10 protein-coding genes are annotated in these 13,737 nt (G+C 63.3%); 4 read left to right on the forward strand and 6 right to left on the reverse strand.

The annotated features are described in order from the left end of the window. Nucleotides 1–17: 17 nt before the first annotated feature. Together purN and purM are read right to left on the reverse strand one after the other, a co-directional pair. Entirely contained in the window at nt 18–710 is a 693-nt protein-coding gene (purN, locus tag MAIT1_RS07675; RefSeq protein WP_085442020.1) for a phosphoribosylglycinamide formyltransferase, read from the reverse strand. Nucleotides 711–720: 10 nt separating this feature from the next. Then, on the reverse strand, nt 721–1,794 hold the full coding sequence (gene purM / locus MAIT1_RS07680) for a phosphoribosylformylglycinamidine cyclo-ligase (RefSeq protein WP_085441697.1): 1,074 nt from the start codon (nt 1,792–1,794) through the stop codon (nt 721–723). Between the two features lie 92 nt (nt 1,795–1,886). On the opposite strand from purM, the gene MAIT1_RS07685 reads away from it, so the two are divergent. The 4 genes from MAIT1_RS07685 to MAIT1_RS07700 are packed head-to-tail and all read left to right on the forward strand — an operon-like array spanning nt 1,887 to nt 5,145. Beyond that, on the forward strand, nt 1,887–3,053 hold the full coding sequence (locus MAIT1_RS07685) for a DUF2066 domain-containing protein (protein ID WP_158089377.1): 1,167 nt from the start codon (nt 1,887–1,889) through the stop codon (nt 3,051–3,053). Then, nucleotides 3,032–3,598 carry a CDP-alcohol phosphatidyltransferase family protein gene (locus MAIT1_RS07690; RefSeq protein ID WP_085441699.1) on the forward strand — a complete coding sequence of 189 codons (567 nt, stop codon included), beginning with the start codon at nt 3,032–3,034 and terminating at the stop codon, nt 3,596–3,598. The genes MAIT1_RS07685 and MAIT1_RS07690 overlap by 22 nt, the downstream gene beginning before the upstream one ends. Then, nucleotides 3,595–4,344, forward strand: coding sequence for a DnaA/Hda family protein (locus MAIT1_RS07695; protein ID WP_085441700.1), 750 nt, complete (start codon nt 3,595–3,597; stop codon nt 4,342–4,344). The genes MAIT1_RS07690 and MAIT1_RS07695 overlap by 4 nt, the downstream gene beginning before the upstream one ends. Before the next feature lie 3 nt (nt 4,345–4,347). Further along, complete coding sequence (locus MAIT1_RS07700) at nt 4,348–5,145, forward strand: sulfite exporter TauE/SafE family protein (RefSeq protein ID WP_085441701.1); 798 nt, start codon at nt 4,348–4,350, stop codon at nt 5,143–5,145. Nucleotides 5,146–5,642: 497 nt separating this feature from the next. Here MAIT1_RS07700 and MAIT1_RS07705 read toward each other — a convergent pair whose 3' ends face one another. The 4 genes from MAIT1_RS07705 to MAIT1_RS07720 form a co-directional block, all read right to left on the reverse strand. Next, nucleotides 5,643–6,407: an alpha/beta fold hydrolase gene (locus MAIT1_RS07705; RefSeq protein WP_158089378.1), complete on the reverse strand. Its 765-nt coding sequence runs from the start codon at nt 6,405–6,407 to the stop codon at nt 5,643–5,645. Nucleotides 6,408–6,661: 254 nt separating this feature from the next. Beyond that, on the reverse strand, nt 6,662–6,991 hold the full coding sequence (locus MAIT1_RS07710; RefSeq protein ID WP_085441703.1) for a PilZ domain-containing protein: 330 nt from the start codon (nt 6,989–6,991) through the stop codon (nt 6,662–6,664). 96 nt (nt 6,992–7,087) lie between these two features. Next, nucleotides 7,088–9,760 (reverse strand): aminopeptidase N, encoded by a 2,673-nt coding sequence (pepN, locus tag MAIT1_RS07715; RefSeq protein ID WP_085441704.1) that lies wholly within the window; start codon nt 9,758–9,760, stop codon nt 7,088–7,090. 32 nt (nt 9,761–9,792) lie between these two features. Continuing rightward, complete coding sequence (locus tag MAIT1_RS07720; protein WP_085441705.1) at nt 9,793–13,650, reverse strand: DUF3683 domain-containing protein; 3,858 nt, start codon at nt 13,648–13,650, stop codon at nt 9,793–9,795. Between the last annotated feature and the right edge of the window lie 87 nt (nt 13,651–13,737).

The following is a 13,737-nucleotide window of genomic DNA, read 5'->3' on the forward strand; positions in this document are numbered from 1 at the left end:
ATGGCCGCACGCAGCGATTAAGGTCCGGCGCGGCGTCTGGGAGCACTGGTCAGGGGGGCGGGCAGCGGCGGGTTGACCAGGGCTGTCTCCGGCTCCCATGGTTGCCCATCCACCAGCACGGTGCGGTTGCGGGTGGAGAGCCGCCCTTCAGCAAACAGCTTCACCGCCAGAGGGTAGATGCGATGCTCCTGTTTGAGGATGCGCCCGGCCAGCGCGCTGGCGTCGTCATCGGGGAGAATGGGGACCACCGCCTGGGCGATGATGGGGCCGGCGTCTACTTCCTCTTCGACAAAGTGCACGGTGCAGCCGGAGAAGCGCACGCCGGCATCAATGGCCTTCTGCTGCACTTTGAGGCCGGGGAAGGCGGGCAGCAGCGAGGGGTGGACGTTGATCAGGCGACCCACATAGTGGCGCACAAAGCCGCCGGTGAGCACGCGCATGAAGCCCGCCAGGCAGACCAGATCGGCCTCGTCGGCGTCGATGGCTGCGATCAGCGCGGCGTCGAAGGCTTCGCGGGAGTCGTAGGCTTTGTGATCGATCACCAGGGTGTCGATGCCCGCTTCCTGGGCGCGGGTGAGGCCATAGGCGTCGGCCTTGTTGCTGATCACCCGCACGATGCGACCCGGAATGGTCCCATCCTCCACGCGATCCATCAGCGCCTGAAGATTGCTGCCGGAGCCGGAGATCAGCACGGCGATGCGGCAGGGGATGGCGTTGGACTCAGTCAAGGATCGTCACCTGCGGTCCGTCGCCCTCACGAGCGTGGCAGTGGCCGATAAGGTAGGGGGTTTCACCCGCTTGCTTGAGAATCGACAGCGCGTTATCCGCCTGCTCCTGGGGAACGATAACGATCATGCCCAGGCCGCAGTTGAAGGTGCGCAGCATCTCCTCCTCGGAGACGTTGCCGAGCTTCTGCAGATAATTGAAAATCTCCAATCGCTCCCAGGCGCTCTTGCGCAGGGTGACAGCGATGGCGTCGGGCAACACACGGGGAATGTTCTCCCAATAGCCGCCGCCGGTGATGTGCACCAACCCCTTGACGTCGCATTGTGCCGCCAGCGCCAACAGCGCGCGCACATAGATGCGGGTGGGAGTGATCAGCGCGTCGCCCAGGGTGGCGTCGCCGAAGGGCGCGTCCAGACCCGGACCGCCTTCGGCCAGCACCATTTTGCGAATCAGCGAATAACCGTTGGCGTGGGGGCCGGAGGAGGCCAGACCAATCACAGCGTCGCCTGGGGCGATGCGTTGGCCGTCGATGAGACGGTCGCGATCCACCACGCCCACGGCAAAGCCCGCCAGGTCATACTCGCCCGCTTGGTAGAAGTCCGGCATTTCGGCGGTTTCGCCGCCGATGAGAGCGCAACCGGCTTGGCGGCACCCTTCAGCGATGCCCTGCACCACCGTGGCCGCCGCCTCGGGGTCGAGCTTGCCGGTGGCGAAGTAGTCGAGGAAGAAGAGAGGCTCGGCGCCCTGCACCACCAGATCGTTCACCGACATGGCCACCAGATCGATGCCCACGGTATCATGCCGACCAGTGAGGAACGCCAGCTTCAGCTTGGTGCCCACGCCGTCGGTGGCGGAAACCAGCAAGGGGTTGCGGTACTTGCTGATGTCCAGGTCGAACAACGCGCCAAAGCCGCCCAGATCCGAGCGCACTTCCGGGCGCGCGGTAGAGGCCACAGCGCTCTTGATGAGGGAAACCAGTCGGTTGCCCGCGTCGATATCGACTCCAGCGTCGCGGTAGGTCAAGCCGCCCGCGCGCGGTTCTTTTGGGGATTGCGTTTCCTGGGTCATGGCCGCCCGTCTTGAAAGCACTTTGTTCAAGGGTTCAGGCGGAGTACTATACGATTTTGTCCGCCACCATCGCAATGTGGAACGCACGCTTCATGACTGCTTCACCGCCGCATCCCGGATTGATCAGGCTCAGCGTCACCTTTTTGGTGATCTGGCTCAGCACTCTGTTCATTGCGCCAACCTCAGTGCAGGCCGAAGAGATTCTGTATGAGGTGGACGGCGTGCGCGTGCGTGTGGACCTGCCCTTGGCGGAGAATAAGACTCCGCGGGCGGTGGCGCTGTGGCGCGCCAAACGCATCGCTTTCGATCGTCTGTTGGCGCGTCTGGCGCCGCAGAACGTGTTGCAGGAGCAGGAGAAGGCCATCGGTGAGATGCGCAATCTCACCGACTCCCTGGTGCGGCGAGTGGTGATTCAAAGCGAACGCTACGCCACCGACAGCTCCAGCTTCGCCATTGTGGCCAATATCGCCTTCGACCGGGAAAAAACACGCCAGATGTTGCGCGACAATGGCGTGTTGTTTACCGACTCGCCCATGCCCAAAGTGTTGGCGCTGGTGGGGTTGAGCACCGCCTCCGGATGGCGCTATGCAGGAAAAAACGACCCGCTGTGGCGCGCATTTTCCAAGCAGGCGCGGGCGCGCGGGTTGGATGTGGCGATCCCGCTGCAGGATGTGGAGGATCTGGTCAATCTCAAGTGGGGCCAGGCCATGGCCGGGGATGAGAAGACCTTTGACTGGGTGATCAAGCGCTACGGCGCCGCGCGCATCTGGTCGGTGCAGGGGCAGGTGGGCGAGTATCCTCAGCAAGCGGATCAGAAAGAGCGGCGCTTCTATGCGGTGGGTCGTCTCGACGCCGCTTCGCGCGGCGCGGACGCGGTGGAGATCAAGGCCCAGAGCGTCGGCTCTTTCAACTCTCTACAAGAGGCCGAACAGACGCTGCTGGAGCAACTGGCCGAGAGCCTGCTGGACCAAGTCGCCAAGGAGTGGATGAGCGCTCAGCTTTCCGGCGCCAACGCCGACGCCTTTGTGGATCTGGATGTGCGCTTTGGCGGCGATTTGACCCGCTATGCGGATCTGGAGTGCAAACTGCGCGATATGGCCGAAGTCCGCCGTCTTGAAGTGCGCGGCAGCCGTTGGGATATGGCGAAGTTGCGTTTGAGCCTGCAGGGCGAACCGGCGCGCCTGCGGGAGTGGCTGAGCGCGCAGGGGTGGCGCGTGTCCGAAGATGCGGAGGGCGCATGGCGGGTCCAGTTATTCTGAATGTGCCCAATACCCTGTCGTTTTTGCGCATCTTCTCGGCGCCGCTGTTTATCTGGTTGCTGCTCAACGATTGGATGAATGCGGCTCTCTGGCTGTTCCTGGTTGCGGGCGTCACCGATGCGGTGGATGGCTTTATCGCCAAGCGCTTTGGCTTGCAGACCGAACTGGGCGCCTATCTGGATCCTCTGGCGGACAAGCTTCTGCTCCTTTCAGGTTTTATCACCCTGAGCGTGATCGATGTGATGCCGTTGTGGATGACGCTGCTGGTGGTGACGCGGGATCTGGTCATTGTCGGCGGCGCGCTGGTGTATCAACTGGCCACCGGCGCGTTGCGCATGGAGCCGCTGATTATCAGCAAGCTCAATACCGTGGCGCAGATCACCCTGTTGGTGGCGGTGCTGGCGGAGCAGGCGTTTGGCGCGTTTGAGTGGCTGTTTACGCCACTGCTGATTTTTGCCGCCCTCACTACCGCTGCCTCCGGGTTGGCTTACACCATCGAGTGGACCCGCCGCGCCACCTCGTCTGATCCGGGGGGCGCGCCATGAGCGACTCCCCGGGCGAGGGCGCCAGCCAGTTACTGCTCAACTACCCTCTGGATCCTGATTTCACCTTCTACTCCCTGGTGAGCGGCCCGCATAATGCGGAGGCGGTGGCGGCCCTGCGTGATCCCTTTGCGCTGGGTGTTTCCAGCTTGGTGATCGTAGCTGAAGCGGGGTTGGGCAAAACCCATCTGCTGCAGGCGGCGGTGGGCGCGCATCAGGCGCGCAACGGACGCAGCGCCGGGGCGTACCTGGATTGCGCTGCGCTGTCGGCGCAGTTGGCCGGGTGTGATGACCTGGAGCAGGCGTTGAGCGACTTTCTGGCGCAACAGGATGCGGGCGGGCTGATCGCCGTGGATGGCCTGGAGCGGCTGCAATTGGACCCGGCGCTGCAGGAGGCGACGCTATTTCTCTACAATGCGTTGCGCGCAGGCGGCGGCGTTTTTGTCGGCGCTGCGCAGGTGGCGCCGCAGGAGATGCGTAATCTGCGCGATGATCTGAAGTCCCGCCTGCTGTGGGGACCGGTGCTGAATGTCGAGCAGCCCGACGAGTCCGAGTTGGGAGCGATCCTGGACAAGTTGGCGGCGGATCGGGGCGTGCGGTTGAGCGCCGAGTTGCGCCATTTTCTGCTGCTGCGTCTGCCGCGCAGCATCGGCGAGGCGTCAGCGGCGTTGGTGCGTCTGGACCGGGCGGCGCTGAAGCTCCAACGCCCGTTGACGGTGCCGCTGGCCAAACAGGTTTTGGAGCTGTAGGCGATGATGCTGTTTCTGCTGGGCGCGGCGGCCACGGGGCTGTTTGCGGGGGTGATTGCGGGACTGTTCGGCGTAGGCGGCGGGGTGATCATCGTACCAGCGCTACTGGCCCTGTATACCTGGCGCGGGGTTGACGCCAGCATCATGATGCAACTGGCGGTGGGGACCTCTCTGGCCACCATTGTCATCACCAACCTGTCTGCGGTGTGGCACCACCATAAACGCGGCGCGGTGCGCTGGGATTTGGCCACATGGTTTGTTCCGGGCGTGCTGTTGGGGGCGTTGGGCGGCGCGGTGGCGGCGGCGCACATCGACGGCGCCGCGTTGAAGACGGCGTTTGGCGCCTTTGTGGGCATTATCGGCGTGAAGATGCTGCTCAACATCGGCGAGAACGGACGCGTCACCTGGCGTCCCTCTGCGTGGGCGCAGTCGGCTTTAGGCGGTGTGATTGGCGGCGTCAGCGCGCTGTTTGGCATCGGTGGCGGCACCATGAGCGTGCCCACCCTGACCATCCTCATGCGCGCCAGTATGCGCGAGGCGGTGGCGACTTCGTCTGCGCTGGGGGTGGGGATTGCGCTGTTGGGCGCCATGGCCTTCATGCAACAGGGCTGGGACGCAGCGGCGCTGCCGCCAGGCAGCTGGGGCTATGTGTCGTGGCTGACGGGATTGGGGGTGGTGGCCGGAACGCTCATCACTACGCCGGTGGGGGTGAAGCTGGCGCACAAGCTGGATCAAACCCTGCTCAAGCGCGCGTTTGGGGTGCTGTTGGTGATCATGTCCTACAAACTGATGTTCGCCTGACATAGTGTGAGGCAAAACCAAAACTGCACAGAACGGCTAATGTTTGTGTGACGCAGGTCCGGCTTGCGCTGACTATGGGACAAATTTCCAACGGAAATTTGTCGGGATTCTTAAGGGTCTGTGACCCTTAAGCGGGTGTGGGCGGAGCCCACGGTTTGGATGTTGCCTTGGGAGCTCGAGGGCATAGCCCTCGATATCTTTCAGAACCCATATGTTCACTTTTGAATGCTAGCGACTATTTTGGCCGCCGACTGCTCGGCGGCGGGGTCTGGGGGCGCGCGCCCAGCGCCAACGGTGTGTAATCCAGGGCGGACCCACGATTCGGCAGGATTGCCGAATCCGAATCGGACTCGCGCAGCGAGCCCGAAGGGTGAGGACCATGGATGGCCTGAATCACGGTGTGGCTGTTGATCTTGGGATATCGAGGGCAAAGCCCTCGATCTCTTCCCTTTTCAAAATCGCCAATGTCCAATATTGAATTCGATTGACGATAGCGATCAATTCACCCGACGCGGGAATTTCCACCCCTGCAGGATCATCTCCAGAGTTTCGCTGAAACGCTGCGGCGCTTCCATTGGCACAAAGTGGCCTACGCCTTCAATCCAGAAGATCTCTTCGTTATTGCGCAAGGAGAGGGGCGGCGTCTGACCAAAACGCCCCTTGGCGTTGATGTGGGCGATGGGCGCAGCCACGGCGTCGAAAGCGGTCGCCGGATCCCTGTGCCACTGGAACAGATGGCGCATGGCGCTCATGCCCACTGTTTTCGGCGCCTGAGACATATCGCCGACCACCCACTCGATCAGCTCCGGATCAGCGCCAATGCCGAACATGTCGCGCACCATCTTCTGCGCGGCGCCGTGAAAATCCTTGTCGAACTGAGTCAGGAACGGCGTCATGCCTGCTTCGTCTTGCGGCCAGGGGAAGCCGGTGTGAAACGAGTCCACCGCCACCACGCCCGCCACGCGATGGGGCAGCAGACGCGCCGACTCCAGCGCCACCGGTCCGCCCATGGAGTGGCCGACGAGCGCCACCTGTTTCAGCTGCAGGCGCTCGACCACCGCCGCCACATCCTGGGCAAAGGCGGTGATGGGATAATCGTCGCGCAATCCCGACTGGCCATGTCCGGCCAGATCCAGGGTCACCACACGATACTGGTTGGCCAACTCAGGAATCTGCTTGCGCCAATAGCGTTCATCGCATGACCAGCCATGAATCAGCACGATCGCCGCATCGCCGGAGCCGGAGTCGGTGTAATGGATCATGGCGCCGTCGGCGGAACGGGCTTGCCCGGAGCGCGCAACGGTCGATTTTTCACTGGGTGCGGATGGCGTTGTGGTTTGGCAAGCGCTCAGGATGAACACGCAGGCAATCAGGCTAAGCAAACGGCGCCAAGGGCCGAAGCAAAGAGCGGGGGGGATGGTCATTGCGTTGGTCCCAAAATGTGGGCGGCGCGGGGCGTGCAGGTAAAATAGCGTGACATTAAAGCAGGTTGAACAGTTCAGGCTTCGTCGGCGCCTTAGTCGTCCTCGTCATACTCCTGTTCGTCGCCCTCATCCTCCTCTTCGGATTCGACGTCGAAGTGGAGGCCGACTCCCGCTTCGGTGACCCGCGCCACGCGGCAGGGGAAGGACATGGTCACTTCCGAATCGCCTTCGCGCACGGTGATCTGCGCCACGCCGCTCTCCCCCTCATCGATATTCTGTGCTTTTCCAGGGGTTTTCAGGAATGCGCCGCTGAGGCTGACATCGTTGGACTGGCCTTCGATGCGCAGTCCTTGCGCGCTATGGAACACCAAGCGGGTAATGAATCGAATCCGGTCGGATTGACGAGCGGCGTCTATACTCATTGCAAACTATCCTGACATAAGCTGGCGTACGCAGGGCGCACATCAGGTAAATACCTGATGTTCAGAATACTGATTCGAAGCGCTGGCGCCAAGTTTTCAATCATCCGCTGGCGCGTTGAGACTCTTGCTGACGATCTCATACACGTCATTGGACAATTTGTCCTGGGTCAAAATCCGCTGCAACTGTTTTTGCATCAACTCCGCCAAATCGCGACGGAAGCGCCGCCAACGACTCATCAGCGCCACCATGCGCGCCGCCGCTTGCGGATTGGCGGCGTCCAGCGCCAGCACCTGCTCGGCCAGGAAGGCGTATCCGGCGCCGCTGGCATCGTGAAACCGCACCGGATTGCCGCCGCAGAAGGCGCCGATCACCGCGCGCACCTTATTGGGGTTGCGCAGGGAGAAGTCTTGGTGAGTCATCAATGCGCGCACGCGCGGCAAAGCATCTGGCAACGGCGCGCTGGCTTGGATGGAGAACCACTTGTCCAGGGCGTTGGCGGAGCTGGCGCAGTGGATGTAGAAATCGGCGATCAGTTTATCCGAGTGCGGTAGGCCGCCATGAATGATGGGCGTGATGGCCGCCAGCCGATCGGTCATGTTGTCGGCGTTGTGGTAGTGATTGAGCGCCAGCGTCTCGGCGGCGGAGTCCTGCCCCGCCAGCAGTAGATCCAGGCACAGATTGCGCAGCGCGCGGCGTCCGGCGTCCAGGGGGGCGTAGCGATAGGCGCCCGCCACGCGGAAGGCGTGATAGGCGGTGAGCAACTCCGCCTCCAGACGCACGCTCAGTTGCGCGCGCACGAAGCTGCGGATGGCGTGGGCGGCCTGGGGGTCGGCCAGGGTCATGCGCTCCATCAGGTGACCCTCGGAGGGGAGGGTCAACGCCAGGGCGCGCAGGGCCGGATCCAGCGCGTCGTCTTGCAGACAGGCGCGGAAGGCGTCCACAAAGTTCTCATCCAGATTCAGCGAATCGCCGCGCGCGCGCGCCGCCACCAGGCCCAACATGACCCGTGTGGCGTACTCCTGGCCGCTCTCCCAGCGATTGAACGGGTCGCTGTCGTGGGCCCACAGGAACGCCAACTGTGCATTATCCAACTGGGCGTCCAGTTTCACCGGCGCGCTGAATCCGCGCAGCAGCGAGGGGGTCGGCATTTGCGCCACGCCATCGAAGTGGAAGCTCTCCTCGGTGGCGCGCAACTCCAGCACCCGCTCCGTGGGCGCCGGGGCGGCATTGGATTCGCCCACTAGACGCAGCGGAATCGCTTGGCCCTGTTGATCCAGCAGCGCCGTGGCGATGGGGATGTGGAACGGCTGCTTGAATGACTGCCCCGGCGTGGCGGGGCAGGATTGGCGCAGCGTCAGGGTGAGGCGCTGGCTGGCCGCATCGTGGCTGAGGGCGGCGCGCACCTGGGGCGTGCCCGCCTGTACGTACCACAGGCGGAATTGGGTCAGCGCGCGGCCATTGGCCGCCTCCATGGCGCTGATGAACTCCTCCACTGTGACCGCCTGACCGTCGTGGCGCTCAAAGTAGAGATCCAACCCTTTGCGGAAGCCGTCGCGGCCCAGCAGGGTTTGTAACATGCGCACCACTTCGGCGCCCTTGTTGTAGACGGTGTTGGTGTAGAAGTTATTGATCTCGATATAGGAGTCCGGTTGCACCGGGTGTGCGGTGGGGCCGGCGTCTTCGGGAAATTGATGGCTGCGCAGAACCCGCACATCGTTGATGCGCTGCACCGGTCCGCTGACAATGTCGCTGGAGAACTCCTGATCGCGGAACACCGTCAGCCCCTCTTTGAGACTGAGCTGGAACCAGTCGCGACAGGTGACGCGGTTACCGCTCCAGTTGTGGAAATACTCGTGGGCGATGACGCTGTCGATGCCCTCATACTCGCTGTCGGTGGCGGTGTCGGGGTTGGCCAGAACATACTTGGTGTTGAAGATGTTCAGCCCCTTGTTCTCCATCGCCCCCATATTGAAGTCGCCCACCGCCACGATCATGTAGACATCCAGATCATATTCGCGGCCAAAACGCTCCTCATCCCAGCGCATGGATTTCTTCAGCGCCGCCATGGCGTGATGGCACTGCGCCACATCCTGCTCGCGGGCGTACAACTCCAGGGCCACGCGGCGGCCCGATTGGGTGATGAACGCATCGCGCAGACAGCCCAAATTCCCCGCCACCAGGGCGAATAGATAGGAGGGCTTGGGGAAGGGGTCCTGCCACACGGCGAAGCGCCGCCCATCGGGCAGATCGCCGCCATCGATGCGATTGCCATTGGAGAGCAGCGTCGGATAGCGCGCCTTGTCCGCCTCGATGGTCACCGTATAGGGCGCCATCACATCGGGACGGTCGGGATAGTAGGTGATTTTGCGGAAGCCCTCGGCCTCGCACTGGGTGCAGAACATGTCGCCGGAGCGATACAGCCCCTCCAGCGAGGCGTTGTCCTGGGGTTTGGAACTGGTGACGATCTCCAGGGTGAAGCGTTCCGGCGGGTTGGCGATCACCAATCGCTCGGGCTCGACGATATAGGCGTCAGTGTCCAGCTTCTGGCCATCCAGCGTCACGCTGTGCAGGGTCATGTCGTGACCATCGAGCATGAGCGGCGTCTGTCCAGCCTCATCCTGACGATGTTGCCGCTGCATCTCCAGCGTGCTGGTGACGCGAGCCGACTCTTCAAACAGCTCAAAGCGCAACTGGATGGCGCTCACCGCATAGGGCGGCGGGGCGTAATCCTTTAGATAGCGCGTCTGCGGCTTGGCGCTGTCGCTCATGGGGACTCTCTCCGGCCACGCGGGCCTGTTAATTACAGCAGGACGCGCTCCAGGCCGCCCTTGTCGCACTGCTCCTTCAACTGCTCGCGCCACTGTGGCCCCAGCAGCTTCTCGGCCAGCTCCACCACCACATAGCGCGGGGTGACATTGACCTCGTCCACATAGCGCGACAGGCCCTGAACACAGGCCGGGCAGGTGGTGAGCAGGGTGCGATCCTGCGCCGCGGGGGCGCCCAGCTTCTCACGGGATTGCATCAGCGACTGCTGTTTGCGGAAGCGCACCTGGGCGGCCACGTCAGGGCGCGCCACGGCAAAGGTGCCCGCCTCGCCGCAACAGCGATCGGTGAGTTGCACGGTGGAGGCGGTCAGTTTGGTCACCGTCTCCATGGGGTCGTGGGCCTTCATGGGGGTGTGGCAGGGGTCGTGGAACAGATAGCCGTCGCCATTGGCCTGAGCCAGTTTGACACCCTTCTCCATGAGGTATTCATGGATGTCCATCACCCGGCAGCCGGGGAAGATGGCGTCGAACTCATACTTGCTCAACTGCGTCAGGCAGGTGCCGCAAGAGACCAACACCGTCTTGATATCCAGATAGTTGAGCTGATTGGCGATGCGGTGGAACAGCACCCGGTTTTCGGTGGTGATGCGCCGCGAGGTGGGCTCATCGCCGATGGAGGCCTGGGGATAGCCACAGCAGGCGTAGTTGGGCGGAATCACCGTCTGCGCGCCCACATGGTTCAACATGGCGATGGTGGCCAGGGAGGCGTCGGAGTAGAGCCGCTCACAGCCGCAACCGGGGAAGTAGAACACTGCATCGCTGCTGTCCGTGACCTTGGCGGGATCGCTGAACACCTGCACTGCGGAGGGATCCTCCACTTGCAGCGAGGCGCGCATGGTCTGTTTGGGCGTATTGATCGGCCCAGGCAATGGGCGTTCGACAAAGTGGACGATCTGCGACGGAATGCTGGGGCGTCCCACAGTGGCGTGGGGCGGTGGCGCGATCTCCACCGGCTTGCGCCATTTGCGCGCTAGATTGTAGATCATGCGCTGCATCTTAAAGCCGATGCCCACAAAGCCCTGACGCAGAATGCGCACGGTGCGCGGGTCGGTGCGGTTGAGGAAGCCCATGGCCACTTTGGCGCTGAGGTTCGTGCGGCGCTGCTTGCGCTCCAGCAGGATGTGGCGCATGCGCATGGTGACCTTGCCGAAGTCGATCTTCACCGGGCAGGGTTTGAAGCACTGGTGGCACACGGTGCAGTGGTCGGCCAGATCGTTCATCTCGGTGAAGTGGCGCACCGAGATGCCGCGCCGGGTCTGCTCCTCATACAGGAACGCCTCGATCATCAGGCCTGCGGCGAGGATCTTGTTGCGCGGGCTGTAGAGCAGATTGGCCTGGGGCACGTGGGTGGTGCAGACCGGTTTGCACTTGCCACAGCGCAGGCAGTTGCGCACGTCGTCGTTGAGGGCGCCCAACTCGCTTTCGCGCAGGATCAGCGCCTCCTGCTGCACCAACCGCAATGAGGGGGTGTAGGCGTGTTCCAGATCGAACCGCTGGGTCAGTTTGCCGCGGTTGAAGCGATCCTTGGGGTCGACGCGCTTTTTATAGGCGACCATCTCATCGATGCGCTCCTGCGGCAGATATTGAATCTTGGTGATGCCGATGCCGTGTTCGCCGGAGATCACCCCGCCCAGACCGGTGGCCAGCTCCATGATGCGGTCGACGATCTCCTCGGCGGTCTGCAACATCATGTAGTCGTTGGAGTTGACCGGGATGTTGGTGTGGATGTTGCCGTCGCCGGCGTGCATGTGCAGCGCCACGAAGATGCGACTGGTGCGGATCTCGGCGTGGATCTCATCGAGCTTGGCGCGCACGCCGCTCCACAGGTCGCCGCCAAACAGATTGGCCAGCGGCTTCTGCGCCTCCTCGCGATAGGAGATGCGCAGATCGTGGCGCAGTAGCAGATTGAGCACCGACTCAGTGGGGTCGGCGACCTTGGCGTCGGGCCACTGCGCCAGGGTGTCGGCCATGTCGGCGCAGGTGCGATCAAGTCCGCCCAGAATCGCCTCCCAGCGGCGCGCGGTCTGGTCCATCTGCTTCAGCGCTGAATCACGCTTGTCGGTGATGATCTTCTCCGACTCCTCGTTGGTGGGGTATTCGCTGGGCAGATCGGCATGGAACGCGTTGCCCGCCAGATAGGCGCGCTGACTGTTGAGGATGCGCAGCTTGTTGTGGATCGACTGCTCGATGTTGATGCGCTCAATGCCTGCGCTGTATTCCGCCAGCGCCAGAATCGGGATCACCACGTCTTCGTTGATCTTGAAGGCGTTGGTGTGGGCGGCGATGGCGGCGGTGCGGGAGCGGTCGGCCCAGAAGCGCGCGCGGGCGGCGGGGCTGGCGGCGACAAAGCCTTCGCCGTCGCGGGCTTTGACCCGCTGCACCGCTAACTCGGCGGCGGCGGTGACGGCGGCTTCGTCGTCACTGACGAAGTCGGCCACCAGCACCATTTTCGGGCGCTCGGAGCGGGCGGATTTGGTGTTGTAGCCCACCGCCTTCACATAGCGGTCGTCCAGATGCTCCAGACCGGCGCACTGCACCAGCGGATTGGCTTGCAGATCGTCCAGCACCTCGGCGATGGCGGGCACGGATTTGGACAGATCGTGGCCGAAGAACTCCAGGCAGACGGTGCGGGTCTGCTTGGGCATGCGATGCACCACGAACACCGCGCTGGTGATCAGACCGTCGCAGCCCTCCTTCTGAATCCCCGGCAGGCCGCGCAGCGCCTTGTTGGTGACATCCTTGCCCAGACCCGGCTTACGCAGCTCGGCGGCGGGAATGGTGATCTCCACGGGCGCGCCCAGCGGCGTGTTGCCATCCTTGCCAAAGCGGGTGATGCGGAAGGTGGCGTCGGGCACATCGTGGATCTTGCCCAGGTTGTGGCCCACGCGCTCCACCTCCAGCCAGTGGGCGTGACCCACCTCGCCGTTATCGGGGACCACCATGCGCCAGGAGGCGAGGTTGTCGATGCACACCCCCCACAGCACCGCCTTCTTGCCGCCCGCGTTCATGGCGATGTTGCCGCCGATGGTGCAGGCGTTCTGCGAAGTGGGGTCCACGGCGAACACATAACCGGCCGATTCGGCCATCTCCGCCACGCGCTTGGTTACCGCACCGGCGCCCACGCGAATGGTGGCGACGGGTTTGTCCAGTCCGGGCAGGGCGCGCTCCACTACGGGGTCGACGAACACCAGCTTCTCGGTGTTGATCACGGCGCTGGTCTCGTGCAGGGGCACCGCCGAGCCGGTGTAGCCGGTGCCGCCGCCGCGCGGCACGATGATCAGATCCAGATCGATGCAGCCGGCCACCGCCTCCAGCATCTCCTCTTCGCTGTCCGGGGCCAGGCAGACGAAGGGGTAGGCCACGCGCCAGTCGGTGGCGTCGGTCACATGGGAGACCCGCGCCACGGCGGAGAAGTCCACATTGTCGCGCCGCATGGCGTGGCCAAAGCGTTTGATCGCCTTTTCCCGCAGCGCCTTGGAGGCGCGGATATCGGCTTCGAAGCGGTTGACCAAACCGGTGGTCTTCTCCACCAGTTGCATGGTCAGGGGGTTGTCTTCGGCGCGTTCGCTGATGTGGCGCAGACGCTCATGCATGGCGCCGGTGAGCGAGAGCAGGCGCTTGGGGTTCTCTTGCAGGTCGTCCTGGATCAGCGGGTTGCGCGTGACCATCCAGATATCGCCCAGAATCTCAAACAGCATGCGCGCCGAACGCCCGGTCTTGCGCGTGGCCGAGAGTTGGTCCAGTACGCGCCACATGGGCTCGCCCAACAGGCGGATGACCACTTCACGGTCGGAGAACGAGGTGTAGTTATAGGGGATTTCACGAATGCGCATGACGCGGCTCACGAGGATTTGAAGCGGGCGTTGAAGAGGAAGATCGGCAGTTTAACCTATAACGCGCGCCAGACCCAATGGTCGATG

Origin of the sequence: Magnetofaba australis IT-1, assembly GCF_002109495.1 — a bacterium.
GTDB lineage: Bacteria > Pseudomonadota > Magnetococcia > Magnetococcales > Magnetococcaceae > Magnetofaba > Magnetofaba australis.